We start from the raw sequence: 26,403 nt of genomic DNA on the forward strand, positions 1-26,403 counted from the left end.
GGTGTTTAATTTGAAAACAATTACATTTGATCAAATAAAAACTTCTTCAATCGCTTTAGAATTTGATGAATTAATTCCTGATGAAATTTATTCATGGACTGAAGCTGATTTCGCAAAATATCAAGTACCTATTGGAAACTCAAGATTCCCAATCACTGACTTCTTCGATATCACTGTTGAAGGAGAAGCAGATGGTGCTGATGATGTTAAAATGATTCTCAACGGTGATTTAAACAGAGTAAAATACATCGGTTGTAAAATGAGTGGTGGAGACATCGTATGTAACAGCAGTGTAGATTTACACGTTGGTGCTGAAATGAGCGGTGGATCCATTCTTGTTAAAGGTAATGCAGCAGCTCACGCTGGAAGAGAAATGTCCGGTGGATACCTTGAAATTGAAGGAAACACTAAAGAATTTACTGGTGCTTCTTACATTGGTGAATGGAGAGGTATGACTGGAGGACAAATTGTTGTCGGCGGAAACGCTGGTAAACAATGTGGTGAATGTTTAACCGGTGGTAGAATCCACGTTAAAGGTGACTGTGATATCTTAGCTGGTATTCACATGACCAAAGGTATCATTGAAATCGACGGTAACGTTAACCGTTGGCCTGGTGGACAAATGAAAAACGGTAACATTGTTATCCACGGATTCCTTGGAAGATTACTCGAAGGATTCGTTCTCGACGGTGTTGTTGTAGACCCTGAAGTTGACGGAGTCACTTTCGAAGGTAAATATATTAAATATACTGGAGATATTGGTCTTAACGGTAAAGGTAACCTTTACTTAGATGCTGAAGCTAACAAAGAAAAATTAGCTACTTACGGCGAATTAGACGACGAATATACTTCAATCAGAGAATACAGGAATTTATAATTCCTCTCTCTTTTTCTTTTTTTTAAAATAATTAAAGGCGATATAATGATTAAAGAAGTTGAAATGACCTTTGATGAAGCAGTAGAATATATCAGGAATAACGTTCATGTTAGAGATACTTTGGAAGTGTCTTATAATCGTATTTTTGCTCCTGGTGAAGTTTTAGGAATAACTGAAGAAGATGAAGTAACTGGTGAAGGTCTTAGAGTTGCAATGCAATTAAACGGTGAAATCTTAAACCAATCTATTGAAATTGATTTTAAAGAAATTGCGGATGATTTAATAGAAATGCGCCATATTCATGATGATGAAGAGTTGATTATCGAGATTCTTTAAATCTCCAGTAATCGATTTTTTTATCAAAATTTTTTTTGTTCGTTAACATACAAACATTTATATATAATTAAAAATAACTATTTTTAATCACAGGAGTTGTGTAACATGAAAGAATTAGAGTTAACAACAAAAGAAGCTGTAGCATATTTAAAAGAAAATGTGAAAATTCATGATGTTTTAGAAATTTCATACAATAGAATTTATGCAGCGGGTGAAGTTTTAAATGTTGATTTTTCCGAATACTTTGGAAAACCTGGGTTTAAACTGTTGGTTTCCCTTGATGAAAGTGAACTGGGTGCCACAGTTGAAATAGATGTTTATGAAGTTGAAGAAGATCTCATAGAATTTGTTCATAAACCTAAGGATGGTGAAGTTGTGGATGTTTCTGTAATATGATTACAGTCTATCCATACTTTCAAAAGGAATCAGTTTTTCAATTGCCTTTATTTCAATATCTATTCCCTTTTCTTTAATTGCACCTATTGAATTCAAACCACCGCCAGCTATCACGCCAAAATTGTAGTTGTCTACTTTTGCATTGTATACCAGTTCTCTTGGCTTGCCGATTTTATAAATGGAAAATCCTATATTGTTTAAAATTTCCAATAAATGAACTGCATAGTCTCTTGATATGTTAGGAATTTCTTTTATGCTGGCCAATATTTTGGTAGTGCCGTTATTGCCTGTTATGGATGTCATATTTTTTGACAAAAATATGTTGTGCGGGTCGATTGTTGTTCCGTTATAGGATATTAATTCGATTAAAAGCGGAGGCTCTGTTAACTCAAGCAATCCACCATATTTTGGAGTGCTCATTATTCCGTTGTTTATCATTAATCCATCAATACTCAAACTGCAAATTGTAGCTATTCCAATTTTTTCGCTGTCTGTTGGATGATCAATGAGCTTATAATACGGATTTATGAATTTTGGATTGTTGTTGTATGTTTCATCCATAATGTCCAATGCTTTGTCCAGCTGATTTTTGTCAAGGTATGAAACGTTTGAGATTATATTTCCTTTTCTTTTTTCAACATCAAAATTGACCTGTTGAATTAGATTCCATGATTTAGATAGTAAAAATGGTATTTTTAGTTGTTTGTGTTCTGTTGCAGGCATTAGACTATGTTTTATTGTTGGTGTGATTGGTTTTAATTCATCAAAATTCTTTATCTCTTCAGCTATCTTAATGTCAATCTCTTTTCCCTGTTCTTTAAGTGCACAAAATGGAGTCACGCCTCCGATGATACAAATTCCTACCATTCCATCAGGAACAGGTACTCCTAAAATATCATTTCCCTCTTCAGAAATGGATATTACTCCACCAATTCCTATTTTATTTAGTTTGTTTAATATTTCAATTGTTTGATCTCGACAAACTCCAGGAATTAGTCTGAAATTGGCAGGCAATGTTCCACTGCCTTCGGTAATCACATTCAAAACTGATGTTAAATTGGAATTTGTGAATGCGTCTAGGGGTGTGACTGATGTTTTTTTGTAAGAAATCAGGTTTGTGAATTTGGTTGGTCTTGAATCTTCAATTTTTAAAAGTCCGCCGTATTGAAGTTGTGATGCGATTCCTTCACTTAAAAGTATTCCATCAATTGTTGTACCGCAAAGGGTTGTTACTTCAATTCCACCATCATTTCCAACCTTATTTATATTAACGTAAGGGCTAACAGAAAGACCACTTTCAAAAATTTCTTTAAGTATATTGATTGATTCTTCATTATAAACAGTTGATGTGTTTACAACTACATTACCGCTTTGTGTGATATAGTTAAAGTCAGTTAAATATATTATTTCTTCAAATTTTGAATGGGTGAAATCAACCTGGTCGTAAATCAGTCCCTTTTCTAATTTTTCACGACCCAAATCTGTAATTTGCCTTCCGGAATATCCCATTCTTTCGGTATATCCTTTTTCATCCAAAATCTGCATATGGTATCTGACAGCACGTTCGCCCAAATTAAAACCCTTGTTCTTTAGCTCATCGGCAATGAATTTGGAACCAGTGGGTTTGTCCTGTACACTCAATATCCTTAAAATTTCAATCATTCGGTGTTCTGATTCTGACATTAAAAAGCCTACTTCATGGTTATTTTTAAAATTAAAAAATAATATTTAGATTTAAATATCTAAATATTTTCTTTGTTCGTATCCGAATACTTGGACACGATATTCGTCCCATTCTTGATATTTGAGCTCTAGGAATTTTTCGCTGACATGAGGTCCGAGCGCATTGAGTATTAATGGGTCTTCTTCTAAAGAGTGGTATGCTTCCCATAAACTTGTTGGCAGAACTTTAATGCCTCTTGCATCTCTTTCTTCCTCACTCATTCTGTAAATGTCATCTTCAACAGGTTCTCCTGGGTCAATCTTATTGACGATTCCGTCAATACCTGCTTCAAGCATTACTGTGAATGCAAGGTATGGGTTACATGCTGGGTCTGGAGACCTATATTCAATACGTGTAGCTTTTCCACGGGCTGCAGGCACTCTGATTAATGCGGATCTGTTTCTAAGACCATATGCTCTGTATACTGGAGCTTCAAAACCTGGAACTAAACGTTTGTATGAGTTGACAATTGGGTTTGTAATTGCTGTTATTGCAGGGGCGTGTTTGAGAAGACCTCCCATGAAATAGAGGGCATCTTTGGAAAGGCCATTTTCTGAATCAGGGTCTGAAAAGAGGTTTTTATCACCTTTAAATACGGATTGGTGACAGTGCATACCACTTCCGCTCACGCCGAAGAAAGGTTTTGGCATGAATGTGACTCTGTAATCCAGTTGGTCAAATGTAGCCATATTGTCTACAATAGCCTTAATAGCTTGTTTGAATGTAATTACTGCATCAGCTGTTTTGAGAGCGTCCTTAAATTTAAATGCAATTTCGTTTTGACCCGGTGCCACTTCGTGGTGTGAAGCTTCAACTTCAAAGTCAAGGTCTTCTAAATTCAAGGTCAATTCTCTTCTGAAATCAGGGCCTTTGTCCAAAGGTTCAACATCGAAGTATCCTGCATTATCGTAAGGCATAGGATATCCATTTTCATCAATGTCAACAATAAAGAATTCAGGTTCGGGACCTATGTTGTATTGCAAGCCCATATTTGCAATGTGTGCCAATGATTTTTTCAAGACTCCCCTTGGGTCTCCTATAAACGGCTTTCTGTCAGCGGTCCAGATGTCACAAATGAATCTGCATGTTGCGGATTCTTCAGGTCTCCATGAAAGTCTTGAATAAGTGTCAATATCAGGTTTTAATACTAAATCACTATCATTAACTCCGACAAATCCTGCAATTGATGAACCGTCAAATAACATTCCTTCATTAAATAATTCACTCATATCTTCCCCATTGAATGGGATTACAATGTTTTTGACAGTACCATTAATGTCTACGAATTGTAATCTGATAAATTTAATATTATCTTCTTTCATTTTTTCTTTTATACGTTCTATTTTTTCTTCTGGAATATCACTCATCTAAATCAAGCTCCAAATCCTTGTGGGTTTGAATTTTTATAGTCGGAAATATATTTCCTATTAAGGTTATATCTATTATTCATTACTATATAAAGATTTTGAAAAAAAATAATTATATGGCGAGATTATCTGATATTAATGTATAAAATTAATTTAATTTTATAAATTATATTTAGATATTTTATTAATTTGTAAATATCTGTTCAATTTACAATAAAAAAGAGTAAAAAAAGTGAGCCATTGTTAAAGTTCTTCTATTTCAAATGACTCGAAATTCAATAAATCAAAGGTCAAAATTTTTGGTGCAACAGTAACTTTGCCGACACCTGTTATGATTTTAAAGGCTTCTGTAGCTTCAAGACAACCAATCAAGTTTGGGGCAGGTCCAAGAGCCGGCGGGGTTCCTGAAGAAATGCCTTTCAATTCACCGAGTGTTTCATCATTTAACTCTTTTCCGAGTGATGGCAGGTTGAACATTTCCTCATAACTTTTGGTATTTGATAAAAATACGGTGACTTGACCCAATGTTCCATGGATGGCTCCATGAATGAACGGTATTTTATATTCTCTGGCCTTTCTTGAAACTATTACTCTAGTTGTGATGTTGTCAAGAGCATCTATGACAATGTCTGAGTTTCCAATGAGTTCGTCAACGTTTGTCAAATCAACATGCTTTGTAAAATTGATTACTTTCACATAAGGATTTATCGATTCAACTTTCTGTTTTGCAACCTCGCTTTTTTCCAGGCCGATGTCATTTACGGTTGCAAAGGTCTGTCTGTTTAAATTTGTCCAGTCAAAGACATCTTCATCAACCAAAACCAGTTCGCCAACGCCCATCCTTGCAAGCATTTCAATGGTTTGGCCACCAATTCCGCCACATCCGATAACTGTAATCCTTGAATTTTTGAATTTTTCCTGTTCGCTTTTTTCAACAATATCCATTTGGCGGGTCATAATTTCCCAATACTTGTTGTCAGTTGTCATATTATCACTAAAAGTGGTCAAATTCGCTTCCAAAGTATTCATGAACCTTAACCAATTCTTCTGGAATGTCCAGCATTTGAGTACAAAATGGGATGCATTCCATACATTGCACACAACTGTCTGCTCTTGAATCATCATCTATAAGGCTAAAATACTGCATTGCACTTGCTTTTGGATCATTCAGCATGTGTGCAATGTTATATTCAGTCAAACAGTTTATGATGTCCACCCCATGAGGACAAGGCATGCAATATCCGCATCTGGTACAGTTGTTTCCTAAAAATGTCCTGTATGTTCTTGCAACTTCTCGGATTAATTCCTGATCATTTTCACTGATTTCATCAATCTTATTTGCAATTTCAATATTTTCCTTAACCTGGTTGGGTGATGTCATTCCACTTAAAACGCAATCGACATCATCCCTGTTCCATAAATATTGCAAAGCCCATTCAACAGGTGTTCTTTTGACATCAGCACTATCCCATAATGTTTGAACTTCCTTAGGAATGTTTTGAACTAACCTTCCACCCCTTAAAGGTTCCATTATCATACTTCCAATATTGGTCTCTTTCAGATAATCCAATCCCATAACACCTGACTGGTAATATTCGTCCAGATAGTTCATTTGGGTCATGACGACTTCCCATTTTGGATATTCATCTATGATTTCAATCAGATAATCTACTTCTATATGTGAAGAAAATCCAACATGCTTTACCTTGCCTGTTGTTAAACAGTCATCAAGAAAATCAAGAACATCCAAGCCTTTTACCTTTTCCCAATCCGGAACGGTAAGGGAGTGGAGCAGATAAATGTCAATATAATCGGTTTGAAGTTTTTTAAGCTGTTCATCAAGATAAAAATCAAAATCTTCTTTTTTTTCAATAGCCCATGAGGGGGACTTTGTCGAAAGTAAAATATCTTCTCTGTAATTATTTTCTTTTAAAAACTCTCCAACAAAGGTTTCGCTTTCCCCACTGCCGTCTAAAGTTTTGCTGTGGTATGGATATGCGGTATCGATGATGTTAATTCCATTTTCAATTCCGTATGTTAACATCTCGCTGGCTTCACTTTCGATGATTTCATCGTTAGAACCAGTTGTTGGAAGTCTCATTGTTCCAAAACCCAGTCTTGAAACTTCTAAATTGGTTTTACCAAGTTTATTATATAACATTTTCAAATCCTCAATAACTTAACAATGATAGTTTAATTGATTAAAATATAAAATTGTTATGATTTGAAAAAAATTCTTTAAAAAAATAGTTAAGATGGAAAATTCCTGGGATTTAGGATGCCGGGGGCGGGATTCGAACCCGCGATCTCACGGTATCCCAGGAATAAGTCAGAGCACTGCTTTATTACCCTATGAGCCGTGCGCTCTAACCAGCTGAGCCACCCCGGCATCTAACAAATATATATATTTTTATCATTACATTTAAAGTTTTTGTTTTTATAGCTTTTTTTTAAAATTTCATTAAAAAACATTAAATTTAATAACTCATAAAAAAATATAATTTATTATAATGATTTTTATCGTGATATTATGAGTAAAGTTAAAGATATGTCATTAGCACCAGAAGGTGTACGTAAAATTGAATGGGTTCAAAAACACATGCCTGTTTTGGAACACATCAAAGCTGAATATGAAGAAACCCAACCTTTCAAAGGAATCACTATCGGGTCATGTTTACATTTAGAACCTAAAACAATCAATTTAGGTTTAACTCTAATGGCTGGTGGAGCTGAAGTTGCAATGACTGGTTGTAACCCATTATCCACTCATGACGATGCAGTTGCAGGAGCAGCTGATCTTGGTTTAAACGTTTACGGTTGGAGAGAACAGGACGATGAAGAATACTACCAAACCATTAACATGGTGCTCGACCACAAACCGGACATCATCATCGATGATGGAGCAGACATGATCATGGTACTCCACAACGAAAGAACCGATGTATTAAAACACATCAAAGGCGCATGTGAAGAAACCACAACTGGTGTACATAGGCTTCAAGCAATGCATGCAGACGGAGCATTAAAATTCCCAGTTATTGCAGTAAACGACGCATACACCAAATACTTATTTGACAACAGATACGGAACCGGTCAATCAAGCTTCGATGCAATCATGGGAACAACCAACATGGTCATCGCAGGAAAAACTGTAGTCGTATGTGGATACGGATGGTGTGGAAGAGGACTTGCACTCAGAGCAGCAGGTCTCGGAGCAGATGTAATCGTAACAGAAGTAGATCCAATCAGAGCACTTGAAGCTAGAATGGATGGTTACAGGGTAATGACCATCAGAGAAGCTGTAAAACAAGCGGACTTAATCATAACCGTAACCGGAAATGCAGATATTATCTGCGGCGATGACTTCAAATACATGAAAGACGGATGTATGCTTGCAAACTCCGGACACTTCAATGTAGAAATCAACAGACAAGACCTTGAAGCAATATCAACTCAAGTAAAAGAAGTACGTGAAAGTATTGAAGAATTCACTACAAAAGATGGACGTAAAATCTATCTTTTAGCTGACGGTCGTTTAGTAAACTTATCCGCTGCACGTGGACAAGGACACCCTGCTGAAATCATGGACATGAGTTTTGCTGTACAGGCATTATCTGCAAAACACATCCTCGAAAACGATTTACCTGTTGGTGTAACCAAAGCACCTGATGAAATCGACTACACCGTAGCAAGTATGAAACTCAAAGCTATGGGAATTGAAATAGATTCATTAACCGACAGTCAAAAAGCTTACATGTCAAACTGGCAAGAAGGAACATAAGTTTTCTTCTTTTTTTTTATTTTTATGTCTTATTTTAGATACATTGACAACGGTGAAGGTCCAACCAAGTTATTCATTGGTGGAGTTCATGGTAATGAAGGTGTAACTTCTTTAAAATTCATTAAGCGAATTGATGAGGAAGATTTATCTCCTGGACAATTCTATTTTTATAATTTCGATAAAACTAAGTACATCTCAACAATCAAAAAGGAGTACTATGAATCAGAGTTGGGCTTGAAAATTCTGGATTTAATCAATTACTTCGAACCGGATTTTTACACGGAGCTTCACTGCTACAATCTCAAAAACTATGATAAACTGACTTCAATGGAAAGATACAATCGTACAGGTATTCCTCCATTGATTAAATTGGGAAATCATGTTCTGGTATCATCTGTATCACCGCTTATCAGAATGACTTATTTTTCAACTGATACAGTTTGCAAAACCCTGGAATTCCCCTGCATTGAAAAATTAACTCCTGATGTTGTAAAAGAGTTTGGATTTGATAAGAAATTAGCTGTTGAATCCTATGAAAATTTGCTCAAATTAATACTAAAATCTCCTTCAAGACAGTATTTTGAAAGGGAAATGTTAGTGTGGTATAAAGATCAGGTTGATTTGGCAGTCCAATATGCCCAAATGGTATTCGGTGACGATTTTCCTCCGTACTGATTTTTTAAACAAATATAATGTTGCATATGACAGTATATCTAAAGGTTCAACGTGATTATATTGATGATATCAATATTTGCGAACATACTTTTTAAAAATTAGTGTGATGTTATTTAATGTCAATGATTCCTGTCTAAGGGTGGTGAGGAATCATCAACAATGATTCAAATAATAAGGTGTTAATAGCTTTCACCGTTCCCTTAACAGCTGCCATTAACGTGTTTATTTTTCTACAATGTGTTTGTGGTGGTATTGTAGAACATTACTTGAATCATTTAAATATTGGTTTGTTTTGTTATATAATCTTTTGTAAATGTAATTAAAACCATGCATCAAGACTTCCTTGTGCTGAATTGAGATTCTTAAGTTTGTCGGATGCTTTTATTACACGGTCTTCGGAAAATCCATGTTCATAACATAAAAATTCTATTATTTTGTCCTGTTTTGGTTTTTCCCATTTGATTTTGTAGTCCGTATTGACATTATGGTTTAGGAAAATGTCACGAACTTCATCCAAATCATGGGTAGATTCTTTTTGAAGTTCAGCTATTTTTTCTTTTAATTGTCCTTTTTTAGCTAATTTCAAGGCAGTTTTTGCACCTACTCCTTTTAAACCATCACAAAAATCAGTTCCTATTAATATTCCCATGTCCACTAATTCTTCACGGGTAATGTCAAGTTCCCTAAGAACCCGGTCCAGTTCGTAGAATTCCAAGTTCCCTAAATTGGAATTGATGGCAAGGTTTCGAACAACTCTTTTGGCTCCAAATAAAAGACAATCATAATCCTGAGAAGCAACTGCATATGCATCCCCATTTGCTACAAGGTATGCTGCCTGCGCTTCACCCTCTCCTTTGGCTTCAATGTATGGTATCCCCATTAATGTCAATAATTTTTTTGAGGATTCAATGATTTCCGGAGACAATTTTGATGATCTCATTGCAAATTTACGTGCTTTTTCAGTATCTCCTTCAGCTAATGCCTGCTTATATATTTTTTCTGATTCTTCTCTTATTTCTCTTCTTTTAGCTTGAGTTTCACTTTTAAGTTCAGGCGCTTTTCCATCAAAAACATAAATTGGCTTGATATCCTTTTCAATCATTGAGGAGTTTCTATACAGTATTCCACTTAGGTGTGATGTTATGTTCCCGTTTTCATCAGTCAGTGGCCTTCCATCTCTTTGACGGATTGTTGATAAAAATTGATAAAGAGTGTTAAACGCATCTATAGATACACTTCTACCTTCCAAATCCTTAAAACTAATATTTTTTGGTTCTACAATATCTTTTAATTTAACACCCATTTTAACACCTCATTAGTCTCTAAAATAACTTATAGGATATTTTTCTTCAGTCCATATTACTGGCTTTTTCCCATGTACCATGACATATCTGCGTGCAATCATGACTTCACTGGTGTGGAAGAGTTCCTGCAATATGGGGTTTGGCTTTTCAATGAAAATTTCATTAATTTTTCTCATGGTTTCAATATTGTTTTTTGCCATGATGCTTCCGGTTGTGAGACGTTTTTCAGATAGGTCTTTAAGAACGGCATCGCTGCATCTTGCTGTTGGGATGTATGAGCGTGCATAAATTAATGGACGGCCATTTTTATGCACGATTACTTCTCTGGAATCTATTTCATCTCCAATCTCAACATCAAGTAAATCAACAATAGTTTCATCAGCTTCCATAAGATGTTGATCTAGCACAAATAAATTGACAGTACCATATAAAACATCCAATATTGGTGTAACTGGTCCTTTTAGAGATAGTAGAATTTTTTGTGTAGTTGATAGAGTTATATTATGTTCATTTTCTAGTTCTGCTATTTTTTCCCGTGTTTCGTTTATTAGTTGGTTTCCTTCATAAATCATTTAAATCACCGTTTTAAATTTCTTTAAAATATGAAATTGGGAATATTTCCTTAATCCACATGAGTATTTCATTGTTGCTTATAATAACATAATCACGAGCCAACATTTCTTCGTCAGTATCAAATATCTCTTTTAATTTATCGCTGGCTTTTTCAATATAAATATTGTTTATTTCTCTTCTGGATTCTATTCGGTAATTTTTTAAGATTCTTCCAATTGGTATATCTGCTCTAATCAAATCTGAGCATATTTCTTCACTACATCGGTACAATGGGATGTGTGATATTGCGTATATTAAAGGTTGTTCGTCTTTATGCATTATAACTTCTCTAAAGTTAATTTCTGTACCGACATCAACATTAACCAATTTTGCATGCTCTTCATCTGCATCTTCAAAATGCTGGTCAATGGTGGTCAAAGTGATTTTGCCATACAGCACATCTAAAATGGCTGTTATTGATCCGTCAGTAGTCAACAGTATTTTTTGTGTATTTGAGAAGTTTTTGTTGTTTTCTTGTTCGAGAGTGTTGATTTTTTCGATTAAACGTTTATTGGCTTCGTTTTTTGATTTTTCCATTTTGATCACTTATAAATCTTTTGGATTGGTAATTACTCCAGTAATTGCTGAAGCAGCTACTACTTTAGAATTTGATAAGTATACTGAGGATTTAGGGTCCCCCATTCTTCCTTTGAAGTTCCTGTTTGTTGTTGATATGCAGACTTCTCCTTCAGATAACACGCCCATATGTCCACCTAAACATGGTCCGCATCCAGGATTGCAAATGATTGCTCCGGCGTCAATGAATGTTTCAATATATCCTTCATGCATTGCCTGTTTGTAGATTTCACGGGAAGCAGGAAGTATCAACAACCTTACATCATCATTAATCTTTTTATTTTCAAGTATCTCACATGCATCTTTCAAATCGGATAATCTGCCGTTGGTACATGAACCTATTAAGCACTGGTCAATATGTGTTCCTTCAATCTGTGATATTCCTTTAACGTTGTCAACATCATTTGGACATGCAATCTGAGGCTCCATATCATCAATATCAAAGTGCATTTCCTTTTTATAATTGCAATCCTTATCTGATTTTACAATATTCAATTCAGATTCACGTTTGCCGGTTCTTTGGCAAATGTAATCAATGACTTCACGGTTTGGTTCCATTATTCCATTTTTGGCACCCATTTCAATGGCCATGTTGCACATGGTTGCTCTTCCTTCAACGCCCATATTTTCAATGCTTTCTCCACAGAATTCGGCGGTCTGATATGTTGCGCCTGCGATTCCAACCTCTCCAATGATATTTAAGATGATATCTTTTGGTGCAATATATTCATTCAATTCTCCTGTGATTTCCATTTTAATGGCTTCAGGCACCATAAACCATGTTTTTCCTGTAGCCCAAACCATTGCAAGGTCAGTTGCTCCCATACCTGTTGAAAATGCTCCAAATGCACCATAAGTGCAGGTATGTGAATCGGCACCTACAATAACTTTTCCAGGTTCCACCAAACCCATTTCTGGAACTACCTGGTGGCAGATTCCTTCACCGTGAATAAAATTTTTAGTAATATTTTGACTTTTAATAAAATCACGACAAACCTTTTGAAACTCAGCTGAACCTATTGTATTAGCTGGAATGTTGTGATCAAAAATAATGGCTATTTTATCACTGTCCCAAACTTTATCAGCCACTTTTTCAAAAGTTTTTATGGCAGGGGGAGAAGTTCCGTCATGTGACATCGCAAGATCAACTGGAATTTCGATTATTTCGCCGGGACTTACTTCATGGCCTGCTTTTTTTGATAAAATTTTTTCAGTAATATTCATGCTGTTACCTTATTTTTTTGTATTTTTGACAATTTCTTTGAAAACGCTGTCGTTGATGTATTTTCCTTCTTCTCTTTGCTTTTTGACTTGTCTTACAATTTCAATAAGCTCATCATCACTGACATCAAGTTCACATTCACTTAATTTTGCCCTTACCGCTCTGCATCCAGAGTGTTTTCCTAAAACGAGCTGTCTTTTTTGACCAACTAATTCAGGAACATATGGTTCATAGCATAACGGTTCTTCAATTACAGCATCAACATGAATTCCGGATTCGTGTCTGAATACATTATTTCCAACGACAGGTTTATTATATGGGATTGGAAGACCGCTGGCATTTGATACGAGGTCGGATAACTCCTTGATATATTTGGTTTTGAATCCTAAATCTTTTCCATAAAGAATTTTCAAGGCCATGATGAGTTCTTCAAGGGAAGCATTACCTGCCCTCTCACCAATACCGTTCACTGTTGTGGATATACCTTTGGCACCTGCAAGAACTCCTGTAATTGAATTGATGACGGCAAGACCGAAATCGTTGTGGCAGTGAAGAGCTATATTTACATCAATGTCCTTTACAAGCTCTCTGACCATATAATCAATACCTTGTGGAGTAATTGCACCTGTAGTGTCTGCTATATGGACTCTGTCAGCTCCACAGTCCTGAGCTTTCAAGTAAATTCTTTTCAAAAATTCGATATCGGTTCTTGTAGCATCTTCTGCTGAAAATGCAACATATAAACCATGATCTTTAGCATAATCAACCGCAGTTTCACACAGGTTTATTGCATCCTGACGGGTAATGTGCATTTTATGGTCTAAATGAATATCTGAAGTTCCTACAAAGGTAATGATTCCATCCACATCACAGTCAAGTGCAGCATCAATATCTTCAGGTTTTGTCCTTGTCAATGCTAATATATCAGCATCAAAGCCTTCATTGGCTATTGTTTTAACAGATTCTCTTTCTCTTTGAGATACGATTGGAAAACCTGCTTCAATTTGATGAATTTTAAATTGATCAAGCTTTCTAGCTATTTCAAGCTTGTCATTAAGGCTAAAACAAACTCCTGGGGTTTGTTCACCATCTCTTAAAGTTGTATCATAAATAATAAAATCTTTTGGAAAGGCTATTTCACTTTCCTTATTATAATGACTTATAAAATATTGCAAATTATCACTTCTTAAATTTAGTATATATAATATTTATATTACTTTGTCATATTATTATAGGTTTTCTAAAAGTTCAAGATATGATGTTCTTTCAAAACCTTCTGTGATGCCTAATTTTTCAAATAATTCAAAAATGCTTTTTTGAGCATCATCATAGTCATTGCCGTCTTCAAGAGAAATTTCTATTTCCATATAATGATTTAATCCTTCAACATCATCCAATGAAATTTCAAAATTTTCATAAGTGTAATATTGGCGGTTTTTTCTGACGGTTCTGACTTCCTTAAATCCTATTTCTTCAAAAATATCTTTTGCTTTGCCGGCACTTTCAATGCTCATCTCGACTTCTTTTCTAGTTTTGGCATCTTTGTTAAGTTTCGGACCTTTGTAAGTGATGAAAATATTATTGTTTGTTGTTCTAATCCTTAAAGCTTCATCTGTTTGCGCAAAATCCACAATTGGACTTGCAAAATAGATGTCTTCTTGGAATTCCTTTTTACTTTTGATCGCACCTAGATTTTCTAGTCTTTTTTCCATTTCCTCAAAGCTATCGATTTTAGCTTTCACTTCAACTTCTATCATTTTTATCAACTAATTATTTTTTTTGTTTTGTCGATTGTTATATATTACTGAATTTTTCAAATTGCGTTAAAGTTAATATTTTTATTAAATTATGGGGGTGAATTATTAAATTTATTTGGGTCTTTTTGTAGGTTATCCATTTATTTCTCCATCGTTTTTTTGAAAGTAATTTCAAAATTCAAAAGTTATTTTTCTTAATTGAATAATCAATTTTTAAAAAATTAATCCAAACTTAATGATTTTATAAATGACCCATTAAAATGTAGCAACATTTATAAATAAGTAGGTTCTATATACTGTTTTAATTTTATATATAATTAAAATACTTATTTTCAAAATTTAAAATTTTTAACTTTTTTTGCAATTTTCAATATATACTTTAAATAAACATACATTTATATACTATTTAAATTAAATATTTTATTAGTAAAAATTTAACTGATTTTTTGTTTTCTTAAATTTTACTTACTTATTTTAAAAACACAATTGGAGGTTTTAAATTGACCGATGTTGACATAAAAATTGAAAACATTGTTGCTTCTGCAAGCATTGGTAAAGACATAGTTCTTACTGAAGTGTCTCAAGCTTTGGAAGGGGTTAATTTTAATCGTGAACAGTTTCCGGGATTAGTTTTTAAACTTAAAGATCCTAAAACAGCAGCATTAATTTTTAGCTCTGGTAAGCTTGTATGTACTGGAGCAAAGTCTATAGATGATTCCAAATTGGCAATCAAAAAAACTGTGGACTTAATGAGGACTGTCGACACCGACATTCCTGAAGAATTTGAAATTAAAATTCAAAATATTGTGGCTTCTGCAAACTTAGAATCCACATTAAACCTAGAAGCAGTAGCTTTAGAACTTGAAGATACTGAATACGAACCGGAACAATTCCCTGGTTTAGTATATAGGTTATCCGACCCTAAAGTGGTCTTATTATTATTTGGTTCTGGTAAAGTTGTATGTACTGGAGCTAAAACAAAAAGCGATGCCAAACTTGGTGTCGAAAGAGCTTACGACAGATTAAGTGAGCTAGATTTAATATAATTGGTGGTATTATTGATTAAACTTGTAGTATTTGACTTAGATAACGTTATTATTGATGGTGAAGCGATAGATGAGATAGGAAAATTAGCAAATGTTGAAGATGAAATAGCTGAAATTACTGAAAAGGCTATGCAAGGTGAAATAGACTTTGAAACTTCTATTAAAGACAGAGTTAAACTTCTTGAAGGAACTTCTATTGAAGAAATAGAAAAAGTTGCTGATGAACTTCCATTAATGCCTGGAGCTGAAGAAACCATCAATGCTTTAAAAGAAAAAGATTTAGATGTAGCTATTATTAGTGGTAGTTTTGATGTAGTGGCTGAAAAAGTTAAAGATAAACTTGGAGTTGACGCAGTTTATACTAATAGTTTCTCAGTCGAAGATGGTAAATTAACTGGTGAAGTGACTGGTCCTTTAGTATCCGGATCTAAATTAGATGTATTAAAAGACCATGTTGAAAAAGCAGAAATTACATTAGATGATGTAGTTGCTGTTGGAGATGGCGCTAATGACATTTCCATGATTGAATCAGCAGGTTGCGGAATTGCATTCAATGCTAAAGATTCTGTAAAAGAAATTGCTGATATTGTAGTAGAAGAAAAAGACTTAACAAAAGTCTTAGATGAAATTGTTAATCAATTAACCACTGATGATGCTGAAACTGAAACTGTAGAAGAAGAAGCTCAAGAAGCTGAAGAAGAAGTAGTTGAGGAAGCTGCTGAAGAAGAAGCTCAAGAAGCTGAAGAAGAAGTAGTTGAAGATGCTGCTGAAGAAGAAGCTCAAGAAGCTGAAGAAGAAGTAGTTGAGGAAGCTGCTGAAGAAGAAGCTCAAGAAGAAAAACCTAAAAAAGCTGATAAAGGTCTTCCTAAATCTGATTTTGTTCTCGCTGACACTATGGAAGGTGTAAGAAAACAAAAAGATGAAAAAGAAGCTGAAATCTCCAAAGTTGCTGAAGAAAGGGAAGAATATAACAAAATAGCTAAAGAACAACGTAAAATTAGGGATGAATTAAACGCATCTTTAAAAGAAAACTTAAATAAAGCTATTGAGTACAGAAACGAGCGTAATGAAATCAACAAAGCTGTTGAAGCTGCTAAAAAAGCTCGTAACGATGCTAATAATAAAATTAAAAATCTTGAATGGTCTTCCGGTAAACGTGACAAAATCAAAATAGAAAACGAAATCAAAAAAATCGATAAAATTATTGAAACTCGCGTTTTAGACATCAAGAAAGAAAATCAGCTTGTTAAAAATGCTAATGATTTAAGAAAACAGTTAATGGATATTCACGAAGATGAATCCGTTAAATCTGAAGCTCAAGAGCTCAAAAAATTATCTGAAGAAGAGCATGAAAAAGTTATTGAACTTTCCGAAAAAGCTCAAACAGCTCACGAAGAAATGCTTAAATACTTCAGAAAAACTGATGACATTAGAACTGCAGCTGACGAAGCTCACAAAAAATTCATTGAAGCTCGTAAAAATGCTTCAGCTAAACATGAAGAATTCAAAGCTATCTTAAGCGATATTCACGTCATTAACAAAAAATTAGGTTCCAACAAACCTAGACGTAGAAAATCTGAAAATAAAAGTTCTTCTGGCGGTAACAAAAACCGTGAAGAAAAAGAAAGAGCTGAAGAAATCTTTGAAAAATTCAAACAAGGTGGAAAAGTCTCTACTGAAGAGATTTTACTCTTACAAAAATACAACATAGGTTAATTACATTAACCTCTTTTTTTTACTTTTTTTAGGGTTTTACAATGTCTGAAGAAAAAATCGAAACTTGTTTTATCTGTGGCAAAAAATTTGATATGAATAAGGCAGACCTTGCATATTATAGAAATGGCCAATTTCCAATATGTGATTTTTGTGCTGACTTCTATCGTTTTTATAATGAAGACTTAACTTCTAAAAATGAATAATTGCTTATTTTTTTATATTTAAAATTTTTTCTGGTTTTTTGGATATTCTTTTTCTGTTAATGCAATTTTTTTTTAAACTTTTCAATAGTAATATTTTTATATTAAAAATTTCATTAAAATAATTTATAAAAAATTGAGGTAGGAAGAGTATCATGCATGAAGTAATAATTTGCGAAAAACCAAATTCTGCTGAAAAAATTGCTAAAGCACTGTCACCCAGTGCCAAAAAGAAAGTTTATAACAAGAAAGTTAAATATTGGGAACTTAAAAAGGATTCTAAAGATATTACCGTTGTTTCTGCAGTGGGACATCTTTATTCATTAACTCCTAATAATCCTAAAGACAAGGTTTATTTTGATCTCCGCTGGGCTCCTGCTTATGAGGTCAACAAGAGAGGAAGCGGTTTTACCAAGGATTATGTTCGAGCCATTAAAAAACTTGGAAAAAATGCAGATTCCTATGTTCATGCATGCGATTACGATACTGAAGGAACTCTGATTGGATATAATGCTTTAAAATATGCCTGCGGACAAAATAATCTTAGTAAAATTTCCCGTATGAAGTTTTCAACATTAACTAAAAAGGATTTGCTTGAAGCATACGACAACAGAATTGATTTGGACATGAATCAGGTGGATACTGGTATTGCAAGGCATGTTTTGGATTATTATTTCGGTGTTAACATTTCCAAAGCTTTGATGAAATCCGTAAGCAATGCAAAGCACAGATTTTTAAAATTATCTGCCGGAAGGGTTCAAACTCCAACTTTGTCCATTTTGGTAGATCGTGAAAAAGAAATCAAAGAATTTGTTCCTGAACCTTATTGGTTGATTAGGGCCATTTTAGATGGAAACATTGAGGTTAATCATGTTGACGGTAAAATATTTGATCGTGAAAGGGCTGAAGATATTTTATCTAAATGTGATGGTGCTGATGCGGTTGTTGACAAAATCAAATTGTCAAAATCCACAACCAAACCGCCTGTTCCATTTAATTTAGGAGGTCTTCAAACAGAAGCCTATAATGTATTCGGATTTTCTCCTAAAAAAACTCAGGTCATTGCTCAAAATCTTTATACTGCGGGTTATACTTCTTATCCACGTACTTCTTCTCAAAAATTGCCTGAAAGCCTCGATTTCAAATCAATTTTCAATCAATTAAAAAATAATCCTGAATTCGGTAAGCACATTGACAAGTTACCTTCCAAGTTAAAGCCAAATGAAGGTAAAAAAGAGGATGCTGCTCACCCTGCAATCCATCCAACAGGAATATTGCCTTCAGGACTGTCCAAGGATGACTTTAAAATCTACAATCTGATTGTGTATAGGTTCATTTCAGTTTTCTTCGAAGCTGCCAAATTTGAATCAATGACTACAACAGTAGATATTGAAGGTGAAAAATTCAAATTTGGTCGCAGACGAGTTATTCATAAAGGATGGATGGAACATTATCCATACAGAAAAATCGATGATGACGAGTTTCCGGATATCAGTGAAGGAGATTTGATTAAAGTTTTAGAAATCATTTCCGATGAAAAGGAAACCAAGCCTCCAGCAAGGTATAATCAGGCTTCATTGATAAGGGAGCTTGAAAAAAGAGAACTTGGAACTAAAGCAACCCGTGCAGATATCATTGATAAATTGTATGACAGAAAATACATCACCGGAGATAAGCAAATTGAAGTCAATCAACTCGGAGAGAACATGATTGATACTTTAAGCACTTACTGTAATGACATTACTTCTGAAGAACTCACTCGTGACTTTGAAAATAAATTGGAAGGTATAGATAAGAATACTTCAACAAGACAGGAAGTTATTAAACAGGGTGAAAAGGAAGTAAATGTAATTTTAGGTGATATTAATAAGAATTCCAAGGAAATTGGTTCCAAGCTTTATGAATCTTACCAGGAGAGTAATGTTGTTGGAACTTGTCCTACTTGCGGTGCCAATCTTGTAAAAAGATATTCTCCAAAAACAAAAAGTTCCTTTGTTGGATGTTCAGCTTATCCTGATTGTACAACAATATATTCAATTCCAAAGGGAACAAATTTCTTAAAGAAAAAATGTGAGAAATGTGGTCTTCCAATAATTTCTTTTGGAAAGCCACGTCAAAGGGCTTGCCTTGATCCAAACTGTGGCAAGGATAAGACCAAACCGCATGATCCTAAAGTTGTGGGCAAATGTCCTGACTGCGGTAAGGATTTGTTAAAACGTTCCGGACGTTATGGTGAATTTATCGGATGCAGTGGATTTCCTAAATGCAGGTTCACTTGCTCTGTAGATGAACTAGAAAATAAATTAAAATAAAATTTATCTTTTCTTCTTTTTTGTTTAATCCACAATATTTAATAATGGTGAATTAAATATATACTACTCAATAAAAATATTTTTTCATATCATGTTTTAATATTTTTATTTGTTTCTTAATTATTTTAATTAAATTTACTGGAAATTCTATATCTTTATGGAATTTTTATAGAATGAGATGAATAGAGGATTTATATGAATAAACAAACAATATTAACAGTAGGTAAATCAATACTTATTATTTTGATTTTGTTAGCTGTTGTTTTTGCATTGAGGGCTCCTGCAGCCGATTTGCCATCAATGGATAACGAACTCAAAGCACAATATGTTGATTCATCCGGTCTTCCTTATTTCAGTGAAATGGATTCATATTATAACTTAAGGTTGACACAAGATTATGCAGATCACGGTTTTGTGGGAGACGAAATTATAAATGGTAGCGAATGGGATATGCATCGGTACGCGCCCGACGGGAATCAGATTAATTATGAGCTGGGTATCGTATATCTCACAAACTGGTTACATGACGTAGCTAACAGTTTCTTTGGCGGAAACTATTCAATTAAGGAAATTGCGTTTTGGACTGGTCCAATCATATCTTCATTAGCTGTGATTCCGGCATTTATATTCGCTAGAAGAATATCTAACGATTGGGGAGCGATTGTTGCAACATTAATTATTGTTCTTGCTCCGAATTATTTCTCACACACATTCGCAGGATTTTTCGATACAGATATGTTCTATTACATATTTTCGCTGTTATTCGTATTTTTCTTTGTTGAATGTATACGGACGGACAATATTATTCTTAAAATAATTTATGCAATAATATCCATCGTTTCAATAGGATTATTCTCACAATCTTGGACTGGTTATATCTTTTACATAGGTTTGATGGGAATATTTTCCATTGTATATCTAATTGTATGTTATGTCTTCGACGTTGACAACAATAAAAGCGAATATTCGAGTAAAGTGTCTTGGTTTATCCATCAGGATGCGCTATTGTCACTTGTGATTCTTGGTGTAATTGGATTTGCCGGACTCGCTGTTTTCAAAGGAGTCGATGGAGTATTTGGAATATTTGGAAATTTAACTGGATTATTAAGCTTGCAATCTGCATCTAGGGTTGTAGGTGGATTCCCTAACGTACTTGTTTCTGTTGCAGAGATGCAACAACCATCCATGCTTGGTGCTGGAATGAATTCAATGTTCTTAGCTAGTACCAATGGTTTCATTAACGGTATCGGTGGTATAGCAGTATTTTTCGCAGCTTTAATTGTAGCTTATATTTTAGTTTCCAGATCTTGGAAATTCAGATCTGCAGGAAAAACAGTTCAAGTATCCGGAAAACCACAAAAAGGAGAAAGAGTTTCTGCTGCTGAAAAATTAGATGACGACCGTAAATTTAAGTTCTCATTTACGGATTTAAAATTCGGTGGTTCCAATGAGATATTGGCTAGTAAAAAATTAACAGTACTTTACGCAACATTATTTGTTGTATGGATTGCAGTTACTGCTCTTGCTGTAACTAGAGGTTCAAGGTTCATTACAACAATCGTATTGCCATTCGGATTATTGGCTGGTGTATTTGTAAGTTATGCTAGTGATTATATTAAAACTAGATTAAATAATGATAAATGGTTAGTTGTTATTGTGGCATTCTGTGGATTTTTAGCTGCAGTCCCATTAGCAACTATTAACACAATGTATGGAATAGCAATCTTTGCAGTTATATTTGCTATTGGTTTAGTTGCAATTTATGGAATGAAACCTAACGCATCCGTTAAAGTTCCGCTCAAGAAATATGTTGTTATTGCAGCTATAATTATTGCTCTTGTAACACCAACACTTTGTGGTGCTTTCCAAGTTTCTACAAATGTTTACCCAGGTACCAGCGATCCAATGTGGAATTCAATGGAATGGATTAAAGAAACTCAATCCAATGATACCGTAATTACATCCTGGTGGGACTTCGGTTACCTCTTCGAAATTGCTGCAGATAGACAAGCAACTTTCGACGGAGGTTCTCAGACAGGAAGCCGTGCTTTCTGGCTGGGTCAAGCTATGGGTACGGACAACCTGGATTTGTCGGTAGGTATATTTAGAATGCTGGATACAACCGGTGAGAGGGCAACTCAAAAGCTGGTGGATATTACTGGAGATTCCGGTCAATCAGTAGGCATATTACTTGATATTTTACCAAAATCATCTAGTGATGCACAAAAAACTTTAATGGATAAATATCATTTGAATTCAACAGCCGCTTCGGATATTGTTAATTTAACACACCCTGCAAATCCACGGCCTGTTATTTTCGTAGCATCTTCAGATATGCTTTCTAAAGCTGGTTGGTGGAGTTACTTCGGACATTGGAACTTTGAAAACCAAACCTCTGAAAACTACAACTACTTGGTACCGACAAGCACTATACAAGTAGCTCCTGGTCAAACCGCTAATTATACTTTAATGCAAGATTCAGGAATGACTGTAAATACAGTTATTGAAAGAGGAACAGGTAACAATACAACTACAGCACATGTTGAGTCTGTTTATACTGAAAATGGTCAAAAAATCATGATTAATGATACTGAATATAACCCATATAATGCTTCAAACATTATCGTGATTGAAAATAACCAAATCATGAAAAACGAGTCAATTAAAGGTGCTGAGAATGGTAACTTTACTATTTTCTTAGTTGGTAATAATAATGAATACACTCCATTCTTGATTAGTAATGAACTGGTTAACTCAATGTTCACTAGACTTTACCTTATGGGTGGAGCCGGTCAAAATCAGTTCACTTTAGTACATTCCGAACCGGGTGTAATGTTATTTAAAGTCAACTTTGATGGTAGTAGTAATTCAACAGCTAGTGGAAATTCAACATCTAGCAATTAGATTAGGATTTTCCTAATCTTTCTTTTTTTTATTTTTTTTATGGTGATTTAATGGGAATAGAAGAGAAAATAAAGGATATTGAAGAAGAAATTCAAAAAACACCATACAATAAAGCTACTTCACACCACATTGGTAAATTAAAAGCAAAACTATCAAAACTTAAAGAAGAATCTTTACAAAGAAGCAGTGGTGGTACTAAAGGACAAGGTTTCCATGTTAAAAAATCAGGGGATGCTACTGTTGTTCTTGTAGGATTTCCTTCAGTTGGTAAATCTACTCTCTTGAATAATATTACAAATGCAGAAAGTAAAGTTGGTGCTTATCAGTTCACAACTTTAGATATTGTTCCAGGTGTCATGGAGCATAAAAATGCTAAAATCCAAGTTTTTGATATTCCTGGAATTATTACCGGTGCAAGTAGTGGTAAAGGAAGAGGAAAAGAAATTCTATCTGTTGCAAGAACTGCTGATTTGATATTGGTTGTATTGGATACTTTAAATCCACAGCATATTGATGTTATTGTAAAAGAACTAAGAGCTATTGGAATCAGACCAAATGAACAGCCACCAGACGTTACAGTTAAGAGGAAAAAGCTTGGTGGTGTAAAGGTATCATCCACCTGTCCGTTGTCTCATTTGGATGAAAAAACAATCCGTTCTATCCTTAATGAATACGGTTATATTAATGCTGACGTTCTCTTCAGGGATGACGTTACAATGGATCAGTTCATCGATGTGCTTGATAGAAACAAATCCTATGTTCCGATGTTGGTTTTATTAAATAAGGTTGACCTTGTTGATGAGGCATACATTAAAGAGCTTAAGAAATACATTCCAGAATTTATTCCGATTTCCGCTGATAAAAATACAAATATTGATGAGCTAAAAGATATCATATTTGATAATTTGGACCTTGTCAGAGTATATTTAAAACCACAAGGCAGAAAAGCGGACATGGAAGATCCATTGGTTATCAAAAAGGGTTCTACTGTAATTGACGCATGCAGAAAACTGCATAGAGAATTCGTTAAGAATTTCCGTCATGCTAAAGTTTGGGGAACTTCTGTCAAATTCCCTGGTCAAAAGGTAGGTCCTGACCACGTATTGGATGATGAAGATGTTTTAAGAATTATTTTAAAAAAATAATTCCTTTTTTTGATTTTTATGCGTAAAACTATTTTTATAACTGGTACTCCCGGTACTGGAAAAACTACTGTTAGTGAAGTTTTAGCTTCTAAATTAAATTGCAGATTGATTAAAATTAACGATTTGGCAATTGAAAATGATTTTATTTTAGGAATTGACGAGGATAAAGGCTATAAGGTCATCGATATTCCTGCACTCAATGAAAAAGTTTCTGAGATAATTAACGACAGTGACGAGCTGATTATTTTTGAAGGGCATTTGGCTCATTTGTGTGATGGGGCTGACAAAGTAATTGTTTTAAGAGTCAGACCTGAAATTTTGCAATCCAGACTTGAAGCCCGTAATTATTCCGAATCTAAAATCCATGAAAACCTTGAAGCTGAAGCAATGGGAGTCTGTACAGCGGAAGCATATGGTATTTATGGTGAGAATATCTCAGAGATTGATGTGAGTGATTTAACTGTAGATGAAATTGTTGATGTGATTTCCAGTATCATTTCAGGTAGTAATGATTATCCTGTTGGTGAAATTGATTTTATGGATTGGTTGATTTCAAATTCTTAATTATTATTTGATAGCAATTTTTCATTCTAAAAGCAATTTTCCTAAATCTTCATAATTTTTCTTTTTTAGGTCAATTTTTAACTTATTTTTATCTATTTTCATAATATGCAATTGTGCACTCTTGTAGTTCGAAAATATTTATATATGTTCGAGTTCAATATTAACATGATTGTTCTAGCTAGTTCAAACACAATGCAAAAGCGGTTAAAATTAATTCTTTGTGATTTTAATTTAAAATTATGTTCAAAGGTTGAAAGAAAGTGGATTGATACAATGTTAAATATAAATTTAAAAGATAATGTGGTTGAAAAGGTTAATATAATGTCTAAATTAACTAATAAAACTCCAGAAGAGGTTGTTAATGAAACTCTTTGGGATAATCTTAAAAAAATTGAAGATGTTCCGGATGAACTTGATTACGAAAAAATTTGGGGCATGTTGGAGCATGATAATCCTGAAGGAGATGATATTTTGGATAATCTCATACGCCTTGGTAAAGAAGGTTGGGATTAATCATTAATCAAACACCACGAGGAATTTTGATGATTTTTTTAGACACCACTTATGTTAATGGTTTGATAATTAAAAAAGATCCCTATAAGAAATCTTCAGAAAATATCAAACCATTTTTGGACAAAGAAGCAAAAGCAACCAACATCACAGTTCTAGTTGAGGTATTAAATAGTCTAAAGAGAAATAATTTTAATGGAAATGTCAAGGACATTGTTAATCAATTGTTTAATGTTCATATTTTTGATTTTTTGTCAAAAGAAGATTATAAAAAAGCTATGGAACTGTTTAGATTTTACAATCATGCCATTAATTTTGCAGATTGTACTATATTAGTATCTATGCAAAAACATGGAATTACCAGAATTGCAACATTTGATTCTGATTTTGACAAAATCCATTGGATTAATAGAATATGTGGGTTTTTTTAACTCATTTTAATTATTGTGAAATGATTCATCTTATTTAATCAATTAATTTCGTGTTATTGATGCAACTATTGTTTCGATGCTTTTGACAGATTTGATTATAAAATATTTTTTTCTTATTACTTCTATTTTTTAGAGAATTTCCAAATAATCCACAACCTTTATAAATAGTGATAAACATATTTATTCTTAATATTCATATTAACCTAAGGTTATCTTAACTATGGTTTTTGTTTTAATTTGCGCAAATCATTTTAATTCAATTTTGAATATTATATCCTACAAAAGGAGGATATTTTTGAGTAGAGGAAAACGACCAAAGTGGATGATTGAAATAGCGATTGAAAGAATGAATATTCTTTTTGAGCGTGCAGAGATGGAATTCATCACCCATCCTGAAAGATCCAATCGTTATGTTGAACTTGCTTTAAAGCTATCCACCAAATACAATACCAAAATTCCCGAAAAATGGCAAAGGAGGTATTGTAAGAAATGTAAGAAATTCCTTTACCCGGGTCATAATTGCACCGTCCGGCTAATTAACTCAGAAGTTAATATTTTTTGTGGTGAATGTGGCCATGTCATGAAAATTCCTTATCATAAGGAAAAGAAACTTAAAAGGAGAGCTAAATATGAGTCAATCAAAAAAAGAAATGATGAATAGAGCTCTTTCCGCGATGACAATTAATATTGGTAAGGCTGGTGTTAATGATAATGTTATTGAAGAAATCAAACGCCAACTTGAAGCTAATGAAATTGTTAAACTTAAATTTGCAAAAAATATCGCTAGAGATAAAGATGATTACATCGACGAAATTGTCACTAAAACCAGAGCGAAGCTCATTGACGTTAGGGGACATGTTGCTGTAATCTATAAGAAAAAGCCTTAAACATTATAAATTTAGAGTTACAGGCCCTATTTTTTTAGGTCTTAAATTTACAGTGGATTAAG

General features: G+C 34.0%; 26 protein-coding genes and 1 tRNA gene. 16 read left to right on the top strand and 11 right to left on the bottom strand.

Going from position 1 to position 26,403, the window contains the following annotated elements; genetic code table 11:
• Position 1 precedes the first annotated feature (1 nt).
• From QZN45_RS01285 to QZN45_RS01295, 3 genes are all read left to right on the top strand, one after another.
• Positions 2 to 877 (top strand): formylmethanofuran dehydrogenase subunit C, encoded by an 876-nt coding sequence (locus tag QZN45_RS01285; RefSeq protein ID WP_292607486.1) that lies wholly within the window; start codon positions 2 to 4, stop codon positions 875 to 877.
• Positions 878 to 922: 45 nt separating this feature from the next.
• The gene (locus QZN45_RS01290) at positions 923 to 1,213 is read left to right on the top strand and encodes a DUF2097 domain-containing protein (RefSeq protein ID WP_292607489.1); all 291 of its coding nucleotides are present in this window, start codon (positions 923 to 925) and stop codon (positions 1,211 to 1,213) included.
• Positions 1,214 to 1,318: 105 nt separating this feature from the next.
• On the top strand, positions 1,319 to 1,609 hold the full coding sequence (locus QZN45_RS01295) for a DUF2097 domain-containing protein (RefSeq protein ID WP_292607491.1): 291 nt from the start codon (positions 1,319 to 1,321) through the stop codon (positions 1,607 to 1,609).
• On the opposite strand, the gene QZN45_RS01300 is transcribed toward QZN45_RS01295, so the two are convergent.
• The 5 genes from QZN45_RS01300 to QZN45_RS01320 all read right to left on the bottom strand — a co-directional run bounded on the left by QZN45_RS01300 (position 1,610) and on the right by QZN45_RS01320 (position 7,088).
• Positions 1,610 to 3,292: a DUF128 domain-containing protein gene (locus QZN45_RS01300; RefSeq protein WP_292607493.1), complete on the bottom strand. Its 1,683-nt coding sequence runs from the start codon at positions 3,290 to 3,292 to the stop codon at positions 1,610 to 1,612.
• A 51-nt stretch (positions 3,293 to 3,343) separates the two neighbouring features.
• Entirely contained in the window at positions 3,344 to 4,699 is a 1,356-nt protein-coding gene (gene glnA, locus QZN45_RS01305; protein WP_292607496.1) for a type I glutamate--ammonia ligase, read from the bottom strand.
• 243 nt (positions 4,700 to 4,942) lie between these two features.
• Complete coding sequence (locus tag QZN45_RS01310; protein WP_292607499.1) at positions 4,943 to 5,728, bottom strand: HesA/MoeB/ThiF family protein; 786 nt, start codon at positions 5,726 to 5,728, stop codon at positions 4,943 to 4,945.
• Positions 5,694 to 6,860 (bottom strand): aldo/keto reductase, encoded by a 1,167-nt coding sequence (locus QZN45_RS01315; RefSeq protein WP_296810616.1) that lies wholly within the window; start codon positions 6,858 to 6,860, stop codon positions 5,694 to 5,696. Before QZN45_RS01315 ends, QZN45_RS01310 begins: the two co-directional genes overlap by 35 nt.
• A gap of 118 nt (positions 6,861 to 6,978) precedes the next feature.
• Positions 6,979 to 7,088: transfer RNA gene (locus QZN45_RS01320), tRNA-Met, on the bottom strand.
• 141 nt (positions 7,089 to 7,229) lie between these two features.
• Between QZN45_RS01320 and QZN45_RS01325 the strand changes: the two genes are divergently transcribed.
• Positions 7,230 to 8,480, top strand: a complete 1,251-nt coding sequence (locus QZN45_RS01325) for an adenosylhomocysteinase (RefSeq protein WP_292881445.1) — start codon at positions 7,230 to 7,232, stop codon at positions 8,478 to 8,480.
• A 24-nt stretch (positions 8,481 to 8,504) separates the two neighbouring features.
• Positions 8,505 to 9,155, top strand: a complete 651-nt coding sequence (locus tag QZN45_RS01330; protein ID WP_292605711.1) for a DUF2119 family protein — start codon at positions 8,505 to 8,507, stop codon at positions 9,153 to 9,155.
• A gap of 319 nt (positions 9,156 to 9,474) precedes the next feature.
• On the opposite strand, the gene fen is transcribed toward QZN45_RS01330, so the two are convergent.
• Genes fen through cyaB form a run of 6 tightly spaced genes read right to left on the bottom strand, consistent with a single transcriptional unit; the run spans position 9,475 to position 14,626 of the window.
• Positions 9,475 to 10,458 carry a flap endonuclease-1 gene (gene fen, locus QZN45_RS01335; protein WP_292605713.1) on the bottom strand — a complete coding sequence of 328 codons (984 nt, stop codon included), beginning with the start codon at positions 10,456 to 10,458 and terminating at the stop codon, positions 9,475 to 9,477.
• Between the two features lie 12 nt (positions 10,459 to 10,470).
• Positions 10,471 to 11,031 carry a chorismate lyase gene (locus QZN45_RS01340; RefSeq protein WP_292605715.1) on the bottom strand — a complete coding sequence of 187 codons (561 nt, stop codon included), beginning with the start codon at positions 11,029 to 11,031 and terminating at the stop codon, positions 10,471 to 10,473.
• 13 nt (positions 11,032 to 11,044) lie between these two features.
• The gene (locus tag QZN45_RS01345; protein ID WP_292605717.1) at positions 11,045 to 11,608 is read right to left on the bottom strand and encodes a chorismate lyase; all 564 of its coding nucleotides are present in this window, start codon (positions 11,606 to 11,608) and stop codon (positions 11,045 to 11,047) included.
• Positions 11,609 to 11,617: 9 nt separating this feature from the next.
• Complete coding sequence (hacA, locus tag QZN45_RS01350; RefSeq protein WP_292881449.1) at positions 11,618 to 12,871, bottom strand: homoaconitase large subunit; 1,254 nt, start codon at positions 12,869 to 12,871, stop codon at positions 11,618 to 11,620.
• 9 nt (positions 12,872 to 12,880) lie between these two features.
• The gene (locus QZN45_RS01355; RefSeq protein ID WP_292605721.1) at positions 12,881 to 14,044 is read right to left on the bottom strand and encodes a homocitrate synthase family protein; all 1,164 of its coding nucleotides are present in this window, start codon (positions 14,042 to 14,044) and stop codon (positions 12,881 to 12,883) included.
• A gap of 54 nt (positions 14,045 to 14,098) precedes the next feature.
• Complete coding sequence (gene cyaB, locus QZN45_RS01360; protein ID WP_296810619.1) at positions 14,099 to 14,626, bottom strand: class IV adenylate cyclase; 528 nt, start codon at positions 14,624 to 14,626, stop codon at positions 14,099 to 14,101.
• A gap of 500 nt (positions 14,627 to 15,126) precedes the next feature.
• Here cyaB and QZN45_RS01365 point away from each other — a divergent pair, with 500 nt between their 5' ends.
• The 11 genes from QZN45_RS01365 to QZN45_RS01415 all read left to right on the top strand — a co-directional run bounded on the left by QZN45_RS01365 (position 15,127) and on the right by QZN45_RS01415 (position 26,341).
• Positions 15,127 to 15,672 carry a TATA-box-binding protein gene (locus QZN45_RS01365; RefSeq protein WP_292605725.1) on the top strand — a complete coding sequence of 182 codons (546 nt, stop codon included), beginning with the start codon at positions 15,127 to 15,129 and terminating at the stop codon, positions 15,670 to 15,672.
• A gap of 12 nt (positions 15,673 to 15,684) precedes the next feature.
• Entirely contained in the window at positions 15,685 to 17,388 is a 1,704-nt protein-coding gene (gene serB, locus QZN45_RS01370) for a phosphoserine phosphatase SerB (RefSeq protein WP_296810622.1), read from the top strand.
• A 41-nt stretch (positions 17,389 to 17,429) separates the two neighbouring features.
• Positions 17,430 to 17,591, top strand: a complete 162-nt coding sequence (locus QZN45_RS01375) for a hypothetical protein (RefSeq protein ID WP_292881453.1) — start codon at positions 17,430 to 17,432, stop codon at positions 17,589 to 17,591.
• A 152-nt stretch (positions 17,592 to 17,743) separates the two neighbouring features.
• On the top strand, positions 17,744 to 19,900 hold the full coding sequence (topA, locus tag QZN45_RS01380; protein WP_296810625.1) for a DNA topoisomerase I: 2,157 nt from the start codon (positions 17,744 to 17,746) through the stop codon (positions 19,898 to 19,900).
• Positions 19,901 to 20,095: 195 nt separating this feature from the next.
• Positions 20,096 to 22,804, top strand: a complete 2,709-nt coding sequence (locus QZN45_RS01385) for an STT3 domain-containing protein (RefSeq protein WP_296810628.1) — start codon at positions 20,096 to 20,098, stop codon at positions 22,802 to 22,804.
• Between the two features lie 50 nt (positions 22,805 to 22,854).
• Positions 22,855 to 23,949: a GTP-binding protein gene (locus QZN45_RS01390; RefSeq protein ID WP_292605735.1), complete on the top strand. Its 1,095-nt coding sequence runs from the start codon at positions 22,855 to 22,857 to the stop codon at positions 23,947 to 23,949.
• 18 nt (positions 23,950 to 23,967) lie between these two features.
• Positions 23,968 to 24,513, top strand: coding sequence for an adenylate kinase family protein (locus QZN45_RS01395; RefSeq protein WP_292605737.1), 546 nt, complete (start codon positions 23,968 to 23,970; stop codon positions 24,511 to 24,513).
• 273 nt (positions 24,514 to 24,786) lie between these two features.
• The gene (locus QZN45_RS01400; protein WP_292605739.1) at positions 24,787 to 25,026 is read left to right on the top strand and encodes a hypothetical protein; all 240 of its coding nucleotides are present in this window, start codon (positions 24,787 to 24,789) and stop codon (positions 25,024 to 25,026) included.
• Positions 25,027 to 25,055: 29 nt separating this feature from the next.
• Complete coding sequence (locus tag QZN45_RS01405; protein WP_292605741.1) at positions 25,056 to 25,454, top strand: type II toxin-antitoxin system VapC family toxin; 399 nt, start codon at positions 25,056 to 25,058, stop codon at positions 25,452 to 25,454.
• A 295-nt stretch (positions 25,455 to 25,749) separates the two neighbouring features.
• A complete protein-coding gene (locus QZN45_RS01410; protein ID WP_292605743.1) occupies positions 25,750 to 26,115 on the top strand; it encodes a ribonuclease P protein component 4 in 366 nt (121 codons plus the stop codon).
• Entirely contained in the window at positions 26,084 to 26,341 is a 258-nt protein-coding gene (locus QZN45_RS01415) for a YhbY family RNA-binding protein (RefSeq protein ID WP_292605745.1), read from the top strand. The genes QZN45_RS01410 and QZN45_RS01415 overlap by 32 nt, the downstream gene beginning before the upstream one ends.
• Positions 26,342 to 26,403: the final 62 nt, after the last annotated feature.

Origin of the sequence: uncultured Methanobrevibacter sp., from assembly GCF_900314695.1 — an archaeon.
Lineage (GTDB): Archaea > Methanobacteriota > Methanobacteria > Methanobacteriales > Methanobacteriaceae > Methanocatella.